Below are 15,805 nucleotides of genomic sequence, written 5' to 3' on the forward strand. Positions count from 1 at the left end.
GGGGAGAGGGCTCTCAAGGCCCGAGGAACATACGTGCCGGGCGCCAGGCGGGCGTGCGGCGAGTTGTCGCAGCGGGGACAAGCCAACGGGGCCCCGGTACCAGAGTCGGAGAGCGGACGGGCGGGCGGGCGCCCGCTGTCCCGCAGGAATCAATGCTCACCTTGAGAATGACTTCCACCCGCCAGGGTTGTGGGGGTGGGAGGAGGGAAACAGGGAGGTAGACATGGGCGTGCTCGCGCCGATTGGCCGGCTGCTCTTCTCGGCCATCTTCATCACCAGCGGCCTGAACCACTTCTTCCAGCTTCAGGCGCTGACGGCCTACGCGCAGTCCTCCGGCGTTCCGGAGCCGCGCCTGGCGGTGCTGGCCTCTGGCGTCGCGATGGTCCTGGGCGGGCTGTGTGTGTTGCTGGGCGTGTTCGCCCGCCTGGGGGCGGCGGCCATCGCCGTGTTCCTCATCGCCGCGGCCTTCATGGTGCACAAGTTCTGGCTCGTCACCGACCCGGTGCAGGCCCAGAACCAGCTCATCCACTTCATGAAGAACCTCTCCATGGCGGGAGGCGCCCTCTTCATCGTCTACTTCGGCTCGGGGCCCTTCAGCCTCCGCAGCCGCAAGCGCGAGGAGGGGCTGGGCGGCGGGCGGCTGGGGATGCCGCTGCGCCACTGAGCCACCCTGCACGGCGCGCGCGGGGAGGGACTTCCGCGCGCGCCGGGGGAGACCGCGCCTTCAGCTCGCGGTGGCGACCGCGTGCTCGCGGCGCAGCGTGAAGAAGGCCACCTCGGGCTCGGCGCCGCGGCGCAGGTACGGACCGCCGAAGCCGAAGCCCAGGCCGCGGTTCACGTACAGCTGGTTGCCATTCACGTGGTAGTGGCCGCTGATGTACGGCTGGCCCGCGCGGCGGAAGATGGCCTCCGTCAGGCCGCGCACCACGAACTGGCCGCCGTGCGTGTGCCCGGAGAACTGCACCAGCCCGGCGTGCGCCGGCAGCTTGTCCACCGTCGGCGGCGCGTGCGTCAGCACCAGCCGCGTGCCGGACTCCGGCGCGCCGCGGAAGGTGGCCTCCACGTCGTCCCGGCCGGTGCGCCCGTCGTCCACGCCCAGCACCGTCACCGGCGCGCCGTTGACGTGCACCACGCGGTGCTCGTTCTGCAGCACCGTGTAGCCCAGCCGCTCGAAGCCCTCGCGCAGGTAGGGCCCGTTCACCCAGTGGTCATGGTTGCCCAGCACCACGAAGACGGGGCCCTTCAGCCCCGCCAGCAGCTCGCGCACGCGCGGCAGCGGCTTGGGGCTGTGCGTCACGTAGTCGCCGGTGAGGAAGACCAGGTCCGGCTTCTCGTCGTTCACCGCCTCCACCGCGCGGCGGATGCGGATGGCGGAGGTCGCCTGGCCCACGTGCACGTCCGACAGCTGCGCGATGCGCAGGCCGTCGTGCTCGGCGTGCATGTGCGGCAGGAAGAGGACGTTCTCGGAGAGGGAGAAGTGATCCCTCCAGCGCAGCCGCCGCTCCTGGCGGAACGGGTCCGCTCCACTCCGGGCCACCAGCTCGTTGCGTCCCATGTAGCGGGCCTCTCGCCATGTGTGGGCGGCGGCCGAGGAGGCGTGGGGCGAGTTGCGGCGGGCGAGGCGTCTCAGCATTCGGTTCGGTTCCTCCGGGCCGGGGGCTGCAACGAGTGGCTCATTCTAGAGAGCCGGGGTGGGTGGGATGAAGCAGGTGTGTCACGCACGCCTGCCCTCCATGCGGCCGGCGTTCGGGGTGACGGAGAAACGCCCCTGATTTCGCGAAGATTCCGGGCCAGGGCCGTGCATCCTTCCAACACTGGACACACGCCCGGGGGGCTTGCGGTGACGGAGTTGGTACGGGTTGGTACACACGCTGGCACGATGACCCCGCGGCTCGGGTCGGCCCAGGACATGGTGCCGGACGTGACAACGTCAGCAGGTGGTGGTGGAGAGGGGCGGCGGCAGTCCCCCGACGGCGAGCGTCCGGTGGCGCTCGCGGAGCTCATGTCCACCGTGCCGCTGGGCATGGCCGTCATCGCCCCCGACCTGCGCTTCGTCGAGGTGAGCGAGGCCATGGCCGACATGAACGGCATGCCCCGCGAGGCCCACCTCGGACGACCCATGGAAGAGGTGCTGGGCGCCAACGCCTCCGGGCGCGACGTCATCCGCCGCGTGCGCCGCGTGCTGGAGACGGGCGAGCCCCTGGAGGGCGTGGAAATCATCCACCGCGAGCAGGGCGGCGGGGTGGAGCGCAGCCGCGTCTACCGCGCCAGCTACCACCCGGTGCGCCGCGACGGCCGCGTGGTGGCCGCCTGCATCTACGTGGAGGACATGACGGAGCGCCGCCGCGTGGAGGCCCAGCGCGACGCGGGCGCCGCGCGCGAGCGGGCCGTGCGCGAGCAGGCGCTGCGCGAGACGCAGGAGGCGGTGCGCGCGCGAGACGAGTTCCTCAGCGTCGCGGCCCACGAGCTGCGCACGCCCCTCACCAGCCTGCGGCTGCACCTGCAGCTGTTGCAGCGGCAGGTGAACGCCGTGCAGCCCGAGCTGGCGAAGGAGCTGGCGCCCCGCTCGCAGGTGCTGGAGCGGCAGCTGTCGCGGCTGGGCAGCCTGGTGAACACACTGCTGGACGTGTCGCGGCTGGCGGCGGGCAAGCTGAGCCTGGAGCCGCGCGACATGGACCTGGCCCTGCTGGTGCGGCAGATGGCGGACGCCTTCTCCGAGGAGTTCCGCCGCGCCGGCAGCGAGCTGACGCTGCACCTGGACGGGTCGCTCATGGGCGTCTGGGACCCGCTGCGCGTGGAGCAGGTGCTCGTCAACCTGATGTCCAACGCGGCCAAGTACGGCGCGGGCCGGCCGGTGGAGGTGTCGCTCGTGGGCGACGGCCACACGGCGGTGCTCGCCGTGAAGGACCACGGCATCGGTATCTCCGAGGACGGCATGGCCCGCCTCTTCGGCAAGTTCGAGCGCGCCGTCTCCGAGCGCCACTACGGCGGCCTGGGCCTGGGGCTCTACATCACCCGTCAAATCGTGGAGGCCATGGGTGGCACCATCACCGTGCGCTCCGCGCAGGGCCAGGGCTCCACCTTCATCCTCCGGCTGCCCACCCAGCCGCAGGCCCAGCCCCAGCCGGTGCGGGCGGCGCGGTAGGCCGCGAAGCCTCCTGGAACGCCAGGAGGGGCGCCACGGTCCGCGTGGACGCCCCTCCCGGGACTTCACCCTCGCACCGCGCCTTCCGGCTCAGTGGCCGCGCAGCACGTAGACGTAGCCGTCGGCGAGGACGTAGAGGGCCGTGGGGCTCACCGTCGGGTCATACACGAGCTGGGTGACCTCACCGCCGTTCACGCTCGCCACCTTCTCCAGCGTCTTGTCCGGCTTCATGCGCCACAGGCCCTTGCCGCCGGTGCCGATGAAGAGCGAGCCGTCGTCCGTGGCGGCCAGCGCGTGGATGCGCTTGGTGCCCAACCCGTCGATGTACGTGTAGCCGTCCTCGTAGTACTTCAGCGGGGTGGCGTGCGGGTCCTTCCTCAGCTTGAGCTGCCACAGGCCCTCGGTGAGGCTGCCCAGGTAGAAGAGGCCGTCCGTCGTCTGCTGGAAGCAGCGCCAGAAGTTCTCCGGAGCCCGGGTGGAGCGGTTCACGTCGTCACCCGGGTTGACTGGGTCCACGAAGGTGTTGAGCGCGTAGACGGCGGGCTCCACGTCGGCCGGCATGTTCGGCTTGCGGCCCTCCGCGTCCCACCACTCCAGCGCGGCGTTGGGCGGGATGATGCCAATCTTCCAGTCGTTGGCGATGAGCAGGTGCCCTTCCTGGGAGATGCCCAGGCCGAAGGTGTAGCCGGCGCGCTGCGAGCCGTTCTCCCACCAGGCCGGGTGCCGGTGGCTGTTGTACGTGTAGCCGCGGATGCGCGTCACGCCGTGGTTGGTGCCGATGTAGATTTCCCCGGCGTACGGCCCGCGCATCACCCGGAGGCACGAGTAGACGCTGCGGTCCTCGTCGAAGTGGAAATCGTTGGTGTTGCGGATGCCGAGCGGCTCGTTGCCACTGGGGCGGCTGCTGCCCGCGGACTGGTAGAGGTGGACGTTCAGCTCCACGTCCGTCTTGGACGCGTTGAGCCGCACCACGTCCATGTCACCCTTCTGGAAGTGCTCGTAGTGCTCGAGGGAGAAGCCCTCCTCGCCACGGGCGGGGATGCGCTGGCCCTGGGGGATGTCGTTCACCGTCTCGTAGCCCACGTAGGCCTCGCCGCCCTTGCCGCCGCAGATGACGCGCGAGCCGGTGGCCAGCTTGTCCGAGCCGAAGCCCAGGCGCGCCTGGCCCACGGGCGTGCTGTTCCACACGAGCTGCTTAGTGTCCGAGCGCAGCACGCCGATGCTCGAGCCGTCCAGCAGCCAGATGTTGTGCGCGGCGTCCACGCCCACCGACTTCACCCGGCGGATGTTGTACTTGGCCGAGTAGTTCACCACCGGGTCCTGCGGCCACGGGCCCGCGTTGGGCTGCGTGCCCCCGTCGGTGCCGCCCGTCGTGCCGCCATCGGTGCCGCCGCCCGTGCCTCCGTCGGTACCGCCCGTCGTGCCGCCATCGGTGCCGCCGCCCGTGCCTCCGTCGGTGCCGGCATCCGTGCCGGCGTCCTCGCCGCCCACCGGGCCCGCGTCCGTGCCCGCGTCCTCACCGCCGCCCGTCCCCGAGTCCGTCTCGGGGGCGGGCCGGTTGTCCGGAGGGTCGACGATGCCGTCATCCGGCAGCGGCGCGGGGTCCGGTCCCTCCGAGGAACCACCGCATGCCCACGCCGTCGCCACCACCACACCGATACACGCGCCCGCCAGTCGTCGAATCACCGAATCCTCCCTCGGACCGCCGCCAAAGCAAGGCGCGTACCGGGCCGGAACGGGCGTCCTGCCCTCGGGGGCAGGCCGGGGAGGGAAGAACGTTTCCCACCGTGACGAACGCACCTCCCCGGAGTGGGAGGAAAAAACGACCGGGCCCGCCTCCACGTGGGAAGCGGGCCCGGCCAGAGGCTTCGTCGGTGCGCGGGTGCGCGAGGCGCTACTGGTTCATTTCCTTCTTGGCCTCGTCCTTCACCTCGTCGGCCTTCTGCTCGGTCTTCTGCTCGGCCTTCTTGGCGTCCTCCTTCAGCTCCTCGGTGCCGGAGCCGCCGGTGCCCTGCTTCTTCACGTCCTTCTTGGCGCCCTTGGGGCTGGTGGCGCGCAGCTCCACCGCGACGACCTCCTGGCCCTCGAGCTGGAACTTGGCGCGCACCTGCGAGCCCTCGGGAATCTCGTCCGTCTTGGAGACCTTCTTCCCGTCCAGCATCAGCACCGTCTTGTCACGCACGTCCAGGTCCGCGTCGGGCAGGCCCGGCCGGGCGATGCTCACGCCGTCCGCGGTGGCATCCTTCAGGGTGCCCCGCAGGTTCATGGCGTGCTCCTTCTTGAAGGTGCCCTCGTCCTCGGTCTGGATGCCGACCGCGTCCTTGGCGGCGCCGCCGATGCCGGGGCCCACCTCGGTGGCGTCGATGCCCGTGTCGAGGCGCTTCTCGACGTCGGGGCCGGGCACCTGGCTCTCGGAAGGCGGCTTCTTCTGCTCGGCCCCCTGCGCGAAAGCGGCGGTTCCAACGCACAGGGCCAGCGTGGCGATGAACTTCTTCATGTTCCCTCTCCCTTCGGTCAGGTGACTGACTTCTGGGAGAAAGGGTGGGGAGGACTCCATTCCACGCCAACCTGCCCGCCCCCGCCCCGGGTCCTCCCGTCCGGAGGGCAGGCAGGCACGGGACGCAGGACTCAGGCGGCGTGGCTGAGGCGCTTCACGGTGGACAGGAGCTCGGACAGGTCCAGCGGCTTGCGCAGCCAGCCGGCCACGCCCAGCCCCTCGGCCGCGCCCTTCACGTCCAGGTCCGCGCTGGCCACCAGCACGGGGATGCCGGAGAGGCTCTCGTCCCGGCGCAGCGCCTCGCGGAAGGCGAAGCCGTCCATCCGCGGCATCATCAAGTCCAAGAGGATGAGGTGGGGCGGAGTCTCCACCTGACGCAGCTGCGTCAGGGCCTCCAGCCCGTCGGCGGCGAGCAGGACGGCGTAGCCCTCCAGCTCGAACACGTCCTGGAGTGCGTCGCGGATGTCGAGGTCGTCATCGACGACCAGCAGGGTCTGAAGCGGTTGCACCAGGTCCTCCAGCGGGGTCGGGAGACAGGGACCCGCTCCGCGTCGGGACTGGAGATGTACCCGCTTCGCCCCGGGCGGAAGCGCGGGGCGGGGAACGGCGGCTGGGACTGCCCACCAGCCGACGAAAGGAGTCCACCGCTCAACGGCCCCCCTCCCGGGAGGACGGATGGGCGCTCCCAGGCTGTAGCGACGTGGATCAACCGGCCCGCCCCTTCCGCGTCACCGCGGACGGGCTGTCACCCGGAGCGGGCCGGGCGGGACGTCACACGCAGCGGTCGCACAGGCCGCGCAGCTGCACCTCCACCGCGCGCTTGCTCACCGCCCGGGGCACGCCCTTGGACGAGGCGATGCTGACGGACTCCTCCGGCAGGCAGGCCACGGTGCCGCAGTCGGTGCAGGTGAAGTGCGGGTGGCTGCCGCCATGCTCCTCGCCCGAGCGCTTCAGCTCGAAGCGCCACACGTGGTCCCCCAGGTCCGCCCGCACCACCAGGCCGGCCTCCGTGAGGTCCGTCAGGTTGCGGTAGATGGTCACCCGGTCGTACCCCTCGTCACCGAGCGAGTCCACCAGGTCGGCGTGGCTCATCGGCGCGGAGGCGCTCTCCAGCTCCCTCAGCACCGCCACCCGGGGGGCGGTGCTGCGCAGGCCCGCCGCGCGGATGCGGTCCTGGAACTCGGTGAGCTTCGGCTGCGCGGAAAGTTTCTTGGCTCCCATGATGCCCTTTCGAATAACGCATTCACCGGGCGCTTTCACCCGGCTCGCGGTCCGACCCGACGGGTACAACCCGACTCCCCCTGGTGGGACCGACAACGAGTGCCCCTGAACGACTGTAACTGACTTGCATCAGACTCTGTGTTGCCCTCGCAGGCCAGTGGTATCTGGGTCAGCGGTTACCCGGGTCGCCTGGGTCGCCCTGGGTGGGTGGTGCCCGGGGTGATCGCCACGCGTCGGGGCCGCGGACTCAGAGGCCACTGGCCTCCGCGGAGGAGTGACCCCGTGGGTATTACGGCGGCCACGGGGGCCGTGTCGCTTGGACGCCGGGCGGAGAAGAATCCGCGCTGTCCGTGTTGACCGGGCTACTTCTGTGGCGCTGGATGCATCCGCCATGCAGATGCGTTGCCTGAGGGCCGGCATGGACCGCGAGCTTCCGGCCCCCCGCGTCATCCCCCGTTCGGGGCCGAGGGGGCATCCGGGGGCCCGTCCGGGCGGGGTTTGCACCGGCGAACACTTGGGTGGGGACTGCTTGACTCGGCCCCTCTACTGCCCAGACTGCGACTTTTCCTTCATCCAGGGTGGCCCGCCGCCCTGCCTGCCCGTCCTCCGCCGTCAAAACCGCCGTGATGAAGCCCCACCTGCTGCTCGTCGAAGAACCCGGTCCCGTGCGGGAGCTGCAAGTCCTCGCGCTGGAGAGCCAGGGGTGGCAGGTGACGGCCCTGGCGGACGTCCCGGCCGCCCTCACCCTCCTGCATGCGGAGCCGGTGCGCCTCCTGGTGGTGGCCGCGGGCCTGCTGGCCGCCGGGGCGGTGGGCGGGGAGGCGCTGCGCCGGGCCCTGGACGTGGCCGGCACGGTGCTCCAGGTCATGGCGTTTCCGGCCGAACAGGACGCGCTGCGGGGGCTCGGGCTCTCGCAGGGGGAGTTCCTGCCCCGCCCGCTGACACTGGGCGGGCTGGTGGAGCACGCACGCCGCGCGCTGCCCGCGGAGGTGGACGCCGCGCTCGCGGAGCGGCGGCCCACGGTGCTGGTGGCGGATGACGACCCGGTGTCCCGCAAGCTGCTGCAGTTGCACCTGGTGCCCTTGCGCTTCGACGTGGTGCTGGCGGCGGACGGCCGGACGGCGCTGGAGCTGGCGCGGCGCCGAGGCCCGGACGTGGTGCTCGCGGACGCGCTGATGCCGAAGGTGGACGGCTTCCAGCTGTGCCTGGCGCTGCGGCAGGACCCGCGCCTTTCGCGCGTGCCCGTCATCCTCACGCACACCGTGGCGCCGGACGAGCTGGACCTGCGCATGGCCCACAACGTGGGGGCCAACGGCTTCATGCGCCGCTCGCAGGACGGGGACGAGCTGGTGGGCGCCGTGCTGCGCGAGCTGCGCGCCGGAGCCCCCGCCGCCGCCCCGCCGCCCGTCGAGCTGGGCACCGAGGAGCACCTGTACCGGATGGTGCGGCAGCTCGAGCGGCGGGTGGGCCTCTTGGAGCAGGCCGAGCGAGCCACCCGCGAGAGCGAGGCGCGCTTCCGGCTGGTGGTGAACGGCTCGTACGACGGCATCTGGGACTGGGATTTGCGCCAGCGGACGTTCTACTGGAGCCCGCGCCTGCTGGAGATGCTGGGCCTGGGGCCGGGCGGCTTCCCGGGCACCTACGAGGCCTTCATCGAGCGGCTGCACCCGGAGGACCGGACGGAGGTGATGGCCGCGCTGTCCGCCCACCTGGAGCGGGGCGTGCCCTACGACGTGTCCTTCCGGCTGCGCCACGCCAATGGGGGCTACCGCTCGTGCGTCAGCCGGGGCCGGGCCATGCATGACGCCCAGGGCCGGCCGGTGCGCATGGCGGGCATCATCGGCGACGTGACGGAGCAGCTGCGGCTGTACCGCGAGACGCAGGAGGCGGTGCGCGTGCGCGACGAGTTCCTCAGCGTGGCGGCGCACGAGCTGCGCACCCCGCTGGCGGCGCTGCGGCTGCGCGTGCAGGGGGCCCAGGGCGTGCTGCGCGCGGGCGTCCACTCCGCGCCGGAGCGGCTGGGGCGCGCGCTGGAGGCGGCGGACCGGCAGGTGCAGCGGCTGGCGGACCTGGTGGAGTCGCTGCTGGACGTCTCGCAGTTGCAGGGGGGCAAGCCCCGGCTGCACCTGGAAGAGGTGGACCTCGCGGCGGTGGTGCGCAACGTGGTGGCCCGCTCGGAAGAGGCCGCCGCGCGCGCGGGCTGCCGGCTCGTCATGGGCCCGCTGGTGCCCACCCCGGGACGCTGGGACGTGACGCGGCTGTCCCAGGTGGTGGCGCACCTGTTGTCCAACGCGATGAAGTTCGGCCCCGGCAAGCCGGTGGAGGTGGGGCTGGAGGCCGGCCCCGACACCGCCACGCTGGTGGTGACGGACCACGGCATCGGCATTGCCCCGGACCGGGTGGATGGCCTCTTCCGCCGCTTCGAGCGCGCGGTGCCCGTGCGCCACTACGGCGGCCTGGGGCTGGGGCTGTACCGCCTGCGCCGCATCGTGGAGGCCCACGGGGGCGAGGTGTCCGTGCACAGCACCCCTGGCGAGGGCGCCACCTTCCGCGTCCGCCTGCCCCGCACCGGGCCTCCGGTGCCCCAGGCGGCGCGGGCCTGAGGCCTTCCGGTCCGCGCGTCCCCCGGAGTGCGACCGGGCGCCCTACGCCTTCGGCTTGTCGCCGCCCACGCCCACCTTGATGCGCTTGGGCTGCACCTCGGGCTTCTTGGGCAGCGTCAGGTGGAGCACGCCGTCCTTCAGGTCCGCGGCGATGTGGTCCGCGTCCACGCCTTCGGGCAGCGTGAAGGCCCGGCTGAAGCTGCCGAAGCTGCGCTCGTACGCGAAGTAGCGCTCGTTCTCCTCCCGCTTCTCGGACTCACGCTTGCCGCTGACGACCAGGCGGTCGCCGGTCAGCGAGATGTCCAGGTCCTTGTCCTGCACGCCTGGCAGGTCCGCCTTGAAGATGAAGGCGTCCTTCGTCTCCTTCACCTCGAACGCGGGCACGAAGGTGGGGGCCGTGGCGCGAGCTCCGCCCAACAGCTGCGTCATCGCCTCGAACGGGTCCCAGTTCATCAGCTCCTGCATCTGGGAGAACGGGTCCCGCTCACGGCGCGGAATGATTCCCTCTCGACGGGTGATGTCAGCCATGGAAATTCCCTCCTCTGGGTTGAATCTGGATTCAGTTCTTCCAGGCACGGGCGGCGTCACCCCGGCGCCCCCCGCGCCCTGAATGGACCGTAAAGCAGCCGGAGGACGCCGCAAGCCGCGACCGTGGGAGGCGAGGGGTGCCTCCCCGCGACGGGTCCAGGCGGACCGCCCCCCTTCCGGGCAGGTGCTCCTCTCCGCCCGCTCGCCGGTCGGCTGGAGGGACCGCACGGTGTGCGTGGGCGCTTCGACACGCCGTGTCCCGAAAAGGGATTGCCCCTTCGTACGATTGTCGCCCACTGAGCGCTGTGAAGGGCCTATGTACGGCGTTCTCTTTCAACTTCAAGGAATCGCTCTAGGGTCGGCGGTCGTTGCCAGAGGAAGCCATGCCAGAGGTGCTCGTCGTCGATGACAGCAAGGTGATGCGGGACATGGTCGTCGCATGCCTGCGTCCCTATCCGGGCCTCACCTTCACCCATGCGTCGAGCGGTCTGGAGGCCATCGAGCGCCTGTCTCTGCAGCCGTATGACCTGCTCGTGCTGGACCTCAACATGCCGGACATCGGCGGCATCGAGGTGGTGGAGTTCGTGCGCGGCCAGGACCGGCTGAAGAACCTGCCCATCATCATCGTCACCACCCGCGGGGACGAGGCGTCGCGAGCCCGGGCGCTGGCGGTGGGCGCCAACCGCTTCATGACGAAGCCCTTCACGCCGGACGCCATCCTGTCGGAAGCGCGCGGCCTGCTGGAGGAGAAACGCGGGTGACGGGCTCGTCGGTGGACCTCGCGGACTTCCTGCCCGCGTATCTGGCGGAAGCGGAAGAGCTGCTCGGCGCGGCCCACCGGCACCTGTTGGCGGTGGAGACCAGTGTGCGCCGGGGGCTGGCCCACCCGCGCGCCGTGCGTGAGCTGTTCCGAGCGCTCCACACCATCAAGGGCCTGTCCGCCATGGTGGACGTGGAGCCCATCGTCGCCATCGCCCACTGGATGGAGACGTCCCTGCGCCACGCGGACCGCGCCGGGGGGCGGCTGCCCGAGCCCAGCGTGGAGCCCCTCATGGAGGGCCTGCGCGAAATCGAGCAGCGCGTGCGGCAGCTCGCCGCCGGCAAGCAGGCCGCGCCGGTGCCCGCCGGGCTGCTGGAGCGCCTGGAGGCGCTGGAGTCCATCGTGTTGGGCACCGCTCCCGCCCAGAAGCCCGCGCCCGCCGTGCTGGAGCTGGACGCCGCCATCGCCGCGCGCCTGTCCGCCGCGGAGAAGGAGCAGCTCACCACGGGGGCCGCCGCCGGAAGGCGCGCGGTGCGGCTGGACTTCGTCCCCAGCGCCGAGCGCGCCGCCGCCGGCGTCACCATCAACAGCGTGAGGGACCGCGTCGCGAAGCTGGCGGAGACCGTCAAGGTGCTGCCCCTGTCGGGGCCCGCGGCGGGCGGCGGCTCGCTCACCTTCGTGCTGTTGCTGCTCACCGACGCCACCGACGCCGCGCTGCTGGAGGCGGCCGGGGGCGAGCCCGCCTCGATGCGCGCGCTCACCGGGGCGGCGCCCGAGCCCGCCCAGGCCGTGCCCGCCGCGCCGGAGCCGGAGCCCGCGCTGCTGGAGGAGGAGCCCGAGGAGCAGCGCCGCGGCGCCGGCACGCTGCGGGTGGAGGTGTCCCGCCTGGACGAGGCGCTGGAGCGGCTGGCGGCGCTCGTCGTCAACCGCTCGCGGCTCACCCGCGCGGTGGCGGCGCTGACGGCCGCCGGGGCGCCCACGCGTGAATTGACCGCCATCCTCCAGGAGAACGGCCGCCAGCTGCGCGACATGCGCGCCGCCATCATCCGCCTGCGCATGGTGCGGGTGGGGGACGTGCTGGAGCGGCTGCCCCTCTTGGTGCGCGGCCTGCGCCGCAGCACGGGCAAGGCGGTGCGGCTGGAATTGGACGTGGGCGACGCGGAGCTGGACAAGGCGGTGGCGGACCGGCTGCTGCCCGCGCTGGTGCACCTGGTGCGCAACGCGGTGGACCACGCGCTGGAGTCGCCCGACGAGCGCCGCGCCGCGGGCAAGCCCGAGGAGGGCGTGGTGCGCCTGGCCTGCCACGCGGGCGCCAGCGGCCTCCTGGACATCTCCGTCGCCGACGATGGCCGGGGCGTGGATGCCCGGGCGGTGGCCGCGCGCGCGGGCGGGCCCGTGCCCCAGACGCCGGACGCGCTGCTGGAGGTGCTCTGCCGCCCCGGCTTCTCCACGCGCGACGCCGCCACGGCCACCAGTGGCCGCGGCATGGGCATGGACATCGTCCGCCGCATCATCGTGGACCAGCTCGGCGGCGAGCTGGCCCTGGAGACGCGGCCGGGCGCGGGCACCACCTTCCGCCTCCGGGTGCCGCTCACGATTACGCTGGTGGACGCCTTCGTCTTCGAGTGCGCGGGCCTGCGCTACGCGGTGGCGGTGGGCTCCGTGGACGAGCTCATCGACGTGGACCCGGCGCGGCTGGTGCGCCCCGCGGGCGCCTCGGGCGTGGTGCTGGTGGAGCGGCGGGGCAGCGCGGTGCCGCTCCTGTCGCTGGAGTCACTGCTGGAACTCGAGCGGCGGGACGGGCAGGAGGGCCGGGGCACCAAGGCGCTCATCGTGCGCCAGCGCGGTGAGCCGGTGGCCTTCGCGGTCGACCGGCTGGTCTGCCAGCAGGAAATCGTCCTGCGCCCACTGGAGGACCCGCTGGTGCGCGTGTCCGGGGTGGCGGGCGCCACGGACCTGGGCGACGGACAGCCCACGCTGGTGCTGGACCTGGCGGCGCTCGGCCTGGCGCGGGGCGGCGGCAGGCGGCCGGCGGAGCCGGGACGCGGAAGGGAGCGCGCGACATGAGCGTGCTGCACGTGGTGTTCAAGGTGGACGGGGCCGAGTACGCGCTGCCCGCGGCGGACGTGCTTCAGATGGAGAGCTTCACGGGCGCCACGCCGGTCCCGGGAGCGCCGCGGCACGTCGCCGGGCTGGTGCAGGTGCGCGGCCGCGTCATCCCCGTGGTGGACGCGCGGGTGCGCTTCGGGCTGTCGCCCGGGGAGCGCAACCTGGATTCGCGGGTGGTGGTGGGCCAGCTCGGCGACCGCGTCGTGGGGTTGCTGGTGGACAGCGCCCGCGAGGTGCTGAAGCTGGACCCCGCGCAGGTGAAGCCGCCCCCTCCCCTGGTCGTGGAGCAGGCGCGCGGGTTCGTGAAGGCCGTGGCCCAGGTGGGGCCCCGGCTGGTGATGCTCATTGATTTCCCCCGGGTCATCGGGGAGGAGGCGCCGGATGGCGACGGACAACGGTAACGGAATGGCGTCGCTGGAAGACGCGCGCAACCTCGCCGAGGGCGCGACTCGCAACGTCCAGGAGAGCGCGGGGCTGGTGCAGGCCGTGGAGGCGCTCGCGACGCGGCTGGCCTCCACCGGCAACGAGCAGGCCGCCGCCTCCGAGCAGGTGCGCGCCGCCATGGAGTCCGTGGCCGCCCACGTGGAGGAGACGGGCCTGGGCGTGCACGAACTGGTGCGCTCGCAGCGCACGGTGGCCGACTCCGCGCGCGGGCTGCAGCAGGAAGCCGAGGCCACCGCGGGCGCCCTCCAGGAGGTGAACGCCTCCGTGTCCGGCGTGCGCAAGGACGCCGCGCACCTGGCCGCCTCGTCGGACGCCACCGCCGCCACGCTGGAGCAGGTGACGCGCTCGGTGAAGGGCGTGAGCGCCAACGCGGAGGACCTGGCCGCCTCCAGCGAGGAGTTGCTGGCCTCCATGACGGAGATGAACGCCACCGTGGCGGACCTCGTCTCCCGCAACCAGTCCAGCGCCGCCGCCACCGAGGAGGTGGCCGCCACCTCCGAGGAGATGGCCAAGGGCATCGTCCGGCTGTCCGCGGACTCGCAGTCGGTGGGCGAGCGGGTGTCGCAGGTGTCCAACGCGGTGGTGAACATCGGCCGGGTGCTGGGCGAGGTGGCCCGCGACGCCGCCTCCATGGCGTCCGGCGTGGAGCAGACGGCGTCCACCACGGAGGAGCTGGCGCGCAGCGTGCGCGGCGTGGCCGAGCATGCCCGCACCCTGGAGACGCACGCGGCCTCCACCGCCTCCACCGTGGAGGAGGTGGCCGCCAGCGTGGAGGAGGTGGCCGCCACCTCGGAGAAGAACGCCGCCGTGGTGGACGCCAACGCCGCCACGATTGAGCAGCTCGCCCGCTCCGCGCAGGCGGTGGCCCGCGCCGCGGAGAGCATCAACACCCTGGCGGCGGGCAGCGCCACCGCGTCCGCGCAGCTCGAGTCGTCCACGCGTCGGGTGGCCCAGATGACGGAGGAGGCCCGCGCCGCCGCCGAGCGCGTGGGCACCACCGCGCGCGAGGGCGGCGCCACGGTGGGCCGCTCCATCGCCGGCTTTGGCCGCATCCGCCAGTCCATCGTCGAGTCCTCCGGCGTCATGAAGGAGATGGGCAAGCGGGCCGAGGAGATTGGCGACATCGTCCAGACCATCAACCTCATCGCGGACCGCACCAACCTCCTGTCCCTCAACGCCAGCATCGAGGCGGCGCGCGCGGGCGAGCACGGCCGTGGCTTCGCGGTGGTGGCGGAGGAGATTCGCGCCCTGGCGGACCGGGCGGCGGCGGCCAGCGCGGACGTGGCGAAGATTGTCCGCGGCCTGCAGACCACCGCGCGCGAGGCGGCCACCGCGACCGGCGAGGGCGTGCGCGCGGCGGACGAGGGCGCGGCGCTGGCGACGGACGCGGAGCGGGCGCTGTCCACCATCCTCAAGGGCGTGGAGGACCTGGGGCAGAACGTGCGCGAGGTGTCGCGCGCCTCCGGCGAGCAGGTGCAGGCGGTGCAGGCGCTCGCGCAGGCCACCGCCAAGGTGAGTGAGCAGGGCCGCGTCATCACCATCTCCGCCACGGAGCAGGCGCAGGCGGCGCAGTCGCTGGCCCAGAGCGGCAACGAGATGCGGCGCATGGCGCGGCAGACGACGCAGGCCACGGCCGAGCAGGCGCGCGCGCTGCGCGACGCGGTGCGCTCCAACGGCCAGCTCGCGGAGGTGGCGCAGAAGGTGTCCCGCGCCATGCAGGAGCAGGCCGTGGCGTCCGCGGACCTGGCCAAGGGCACCACGCACATGCGCCAGTTGGTGCAGGGCGTCAGCGGCGCGGTGGCGGCGCAGAGCAAGGACGTGGCCGCCGTGGGCACGCTCTCGCAGGACGCGGCGGCGGCCACCCAGCGCACGCTGCTGGGACTGGCCGAGCAGGCCAAGGCCGCCACGGAGGTGACGCGCGCCATGGAGGAGACGCGCAAGCAGGTGGCCCAGTCCGCGCGGGGCATGGCGGAGCAGGCCCGCGCCCTCAAGCAGGGCGAGGTGGCCAGCCGCCAGGTGGCGAAGCTGGCCGCGGAGGTGACGCGCGCCACGGACGAGCAGGCCCAGGCGCTCACCGCGCTGGTGAAGGGCGCGGACGAGGTGCGGCGCGTGGCGAAGGCGACCTCGCGCGCGCTGGACGAGCAGACGGAGGCCCTGGCCTCCCTCACCGGCTCCGCCACCCGGCAGGCCAGTGGCGTCGCCGCCGTGGCGCGCGCCAGCGCCGAGGCCACCACGGTGACGGAGGGGCTGGCCCGCAGCGTGGAGGAGATGCGCGCCCGGGCGCGGGAGGTCACGACCGCCACCGCGCAGCAGGTCCGCGCGTCCACCGCCACCGCCGCCGAGGTGCGCGAGGTGGCCGGGCGGCTGGCCCAGCTCACGCGGCTCCAGGGCGAGCAGGCCGAGAGCCTGTCGCGGCTGAGCGGCGCGCTCGGCGGTGCGCGCAACACGGAAGCGGGGGCCGCGCGGTCCCGGGAGCAGCAGGCGTGAGCACGGCCTCC

13 protein-coding genes are annotated in these 15,805 nt (G+C 72.8%); 7 read left to right on the top strand and 6 right to left on the bottom strand.

Going from position 1 to position 15,805, the window contains the following annotated elements:
* Window positions 1-223: 223 nt before the first annotated feature.
* The gene (locus HG543_RS26010) at window positions 224-664 is read left to right on the top strand and encodes a DoxX family protein (protein ID WP_169347557.1); all 441 of its coding nucleotides are present in this window, start codon (window positions 224-226) and stop codon (window positions 662-664) included.
* Between the two features lie 60 nt (window positions 665-724).
* On the opposite strand, the gene HG543_RS26015 is transcribed toward HG543_RS26010, so the two are convergent.
* Window positions 725-1,633 (bottom strand): metallophosphoesterase, encoded by a 909-nt coding sequence (locus tag HG543_RS26015; RefSeq protein WP_169347558.1) that lies wholly within the window; start codon window positions 1,631-1,633, stop codon window positions 725-727.
* A 288-nt stretch (window positions 1,634-1,921) separates the two neighbouring features.
* On the opposite strand from HG543_RS26015, the gene HG543_RS26020 reads away from it, so the two are divergent.
* Window positions 1,922-3,145 (top strand): sensor histidine kinase, encoded by a 1,224-nt coding sequence (locus tag HG543_RS26020; RefSeq protein WP_343073436.1) that lies wholly within the window; start codon window positions 1,922-1,924, stop codon window positions 3,143-3,145.
* A gap of 90 nt (window positions 3,146-3,235) precedes the next feature.
* Here the strand turns inward: HG543_RS26020 and HG543_RS26025 are convergent, their stop codons facing one another.
* The 4 genes from HG543_RS26025 to HG543_RS26040 all read right to left on the bottom strand — a co-directional run bounded on the left by HG543_RS26025 (window position 3,236) and on the right by HG543_RS26040 (window position 6,863).
* Window positions 3,236-4,831 carry a ligand-binding sensor domain-containing protein gene (locus HG543_RS26025; protein WP_169347559.1) on the bottom strand — a complete coding sequence of 532 codons (1,596 nt, stop codon included), beginning with the start codon at window positions 4,829-4,831 and terminating at the stop codon, window positions 3,236-3,238.
* 208 nt (window positions 4,832-5,039) lie between these two features.
* Window positions 5,040-5,642 carry a hypothetical protein gene (locus HG543_RS26030; protein WP_246357298.1) on the bottom strand — a complete coding sequence of 201 codons (603 nt, stop codon included), beginning with the start codon at window positions 5,640-5,642 and terminating at the stop codon, window positions 5,040-5,042.
* A gap of 131 nt (window positions 5,643-5,773) precedes the next feature.
* On the bottom strand, window positions 5,774-6,151 hold the full coding sequence (locus HG543_RS26035; protein WP_169347560.1) for a response regulator: 378 nt from the start codon (window positions 6,149-6,151) through the stop codon (window positions 5,774-5,776).
* 262 nt (window positions 6,152-6,413) lie between these two features.
* Window positions 6,414-6,863 (bottom strand): Fur family transcriptional regulator, encoded by a 450-nt coding sequence (locus HG543_RS26040; protein ID WP_169347561.1) that lies wholly within the window; start codon window positions 6,861-6,863, stop codon window positions 6,414-6,416.
* Window positions 6,864-7,489: 626 nt separating this feature from the next.
* On the opposite strand from HG543_RS26040, the gene HG543_RS26045 reads away from it, so the two are divergent.
* On the top strand, window positions 7,490-9,466 hold the full coding sequence (locus HG543_RS26045) for a hybrid sensor histidine kinase/response regulator (protein ID WP_171818058.1): 1,977 nt from the start codon (window positions 7,490-7,492) through the stop codon (window positions 9,464-9,466).
* A gap of 42 nt (window positions 9,467-9,508) precedes the next feature.
* Here the strand turns inward: HG543_RS26045 and HG543_RS26050 are convergent, their stop codons facing one another.
* The gene (locus HG543_RS26050; RefSeq protein WP_169347563.1) at window positions 9,509-9,994 is read right to left on the bottom strand and encodes an Hsp20/alpha crystallin family protein; all 486 of its coding nucleotides are present in this window, start codon (window positions 9,992-9,994) and stop codon (window positions 9,509-9,511) included.
* A 383-nt stretch (window positions 9,995-10,377) separates the two neighbouring features.
* Here HG543_RS26050 and HG543_RS26055 point away from each other — a divergent pair, with 383 nt between their 5' ends.
* From HG543_RS26055 to HG543_RS26070, 4 genes are read left to right on the top strand one after another with little or no spacing between them, the layout of a single operon-like run.
* Window positions 10,378-10,755, top strand: a complete 378-nt coding sequence (locus HG543_RS26055; RefSeq protein ID WP_169347564.1) for a response regulator — start codon at window positions 10,378-10,380, stop codon at window positions 10,753-10,755.
* Complete coding sequence (locus tag HG543_RS26060) at window positions 10,752-12,821, top strand: chemotaxis protein CheA (protein WP_343073437.1); 2,070 nt, start codon at window positions 10,752-10,754, stop codon at window positions 12,819-12,821. Before HG543_RS26055 ends, HG543_RS26060 begins: the two co-directional genes overlap by 4 nt.
* Window positions 12,818-13,264, top strand: a complete 447-nt coding sequence (locus HG543_RS26065; RefSeq protein WP_169347565.1) for a chemotaxis protein CheW — start codon at window positions 12,818-12,820, stop codon at window positions 13,262-13,264. The genes HG543_RS26060 and HG543_RS26065 overlap by 4 nt, the downstream gene beginning before the upstream one ends.
* Window positions 13,245-15,794 (top strand): methyl-accepting chemotaxis protein, encoded by a 2,550-nt coding sequence (locus HG543_RS26070; RefSeq protein WP_169347566.1) that lies wholly within the window; start codon window positions 13,245-13,247, stop codon window positions 15,792-15,794. The genes HG543_RS26065 and HG543_RS26070 overlap by 20 nt, the downstream gene beginning before the upstream one ends.
* Window positions 15,795-15,805: the final 11 nt, after the last annotated feature.

Origin of the sequence: Pyxidicoccus fallax (assembly GCF_012933655.1) — a bacterium.
GTDB classification, from domain to species: Bacteria; Myxococcota; Myxococcia; order Myxococcales; family Myxococcaceae; genus Myxococcus; species Myxococcus fallax.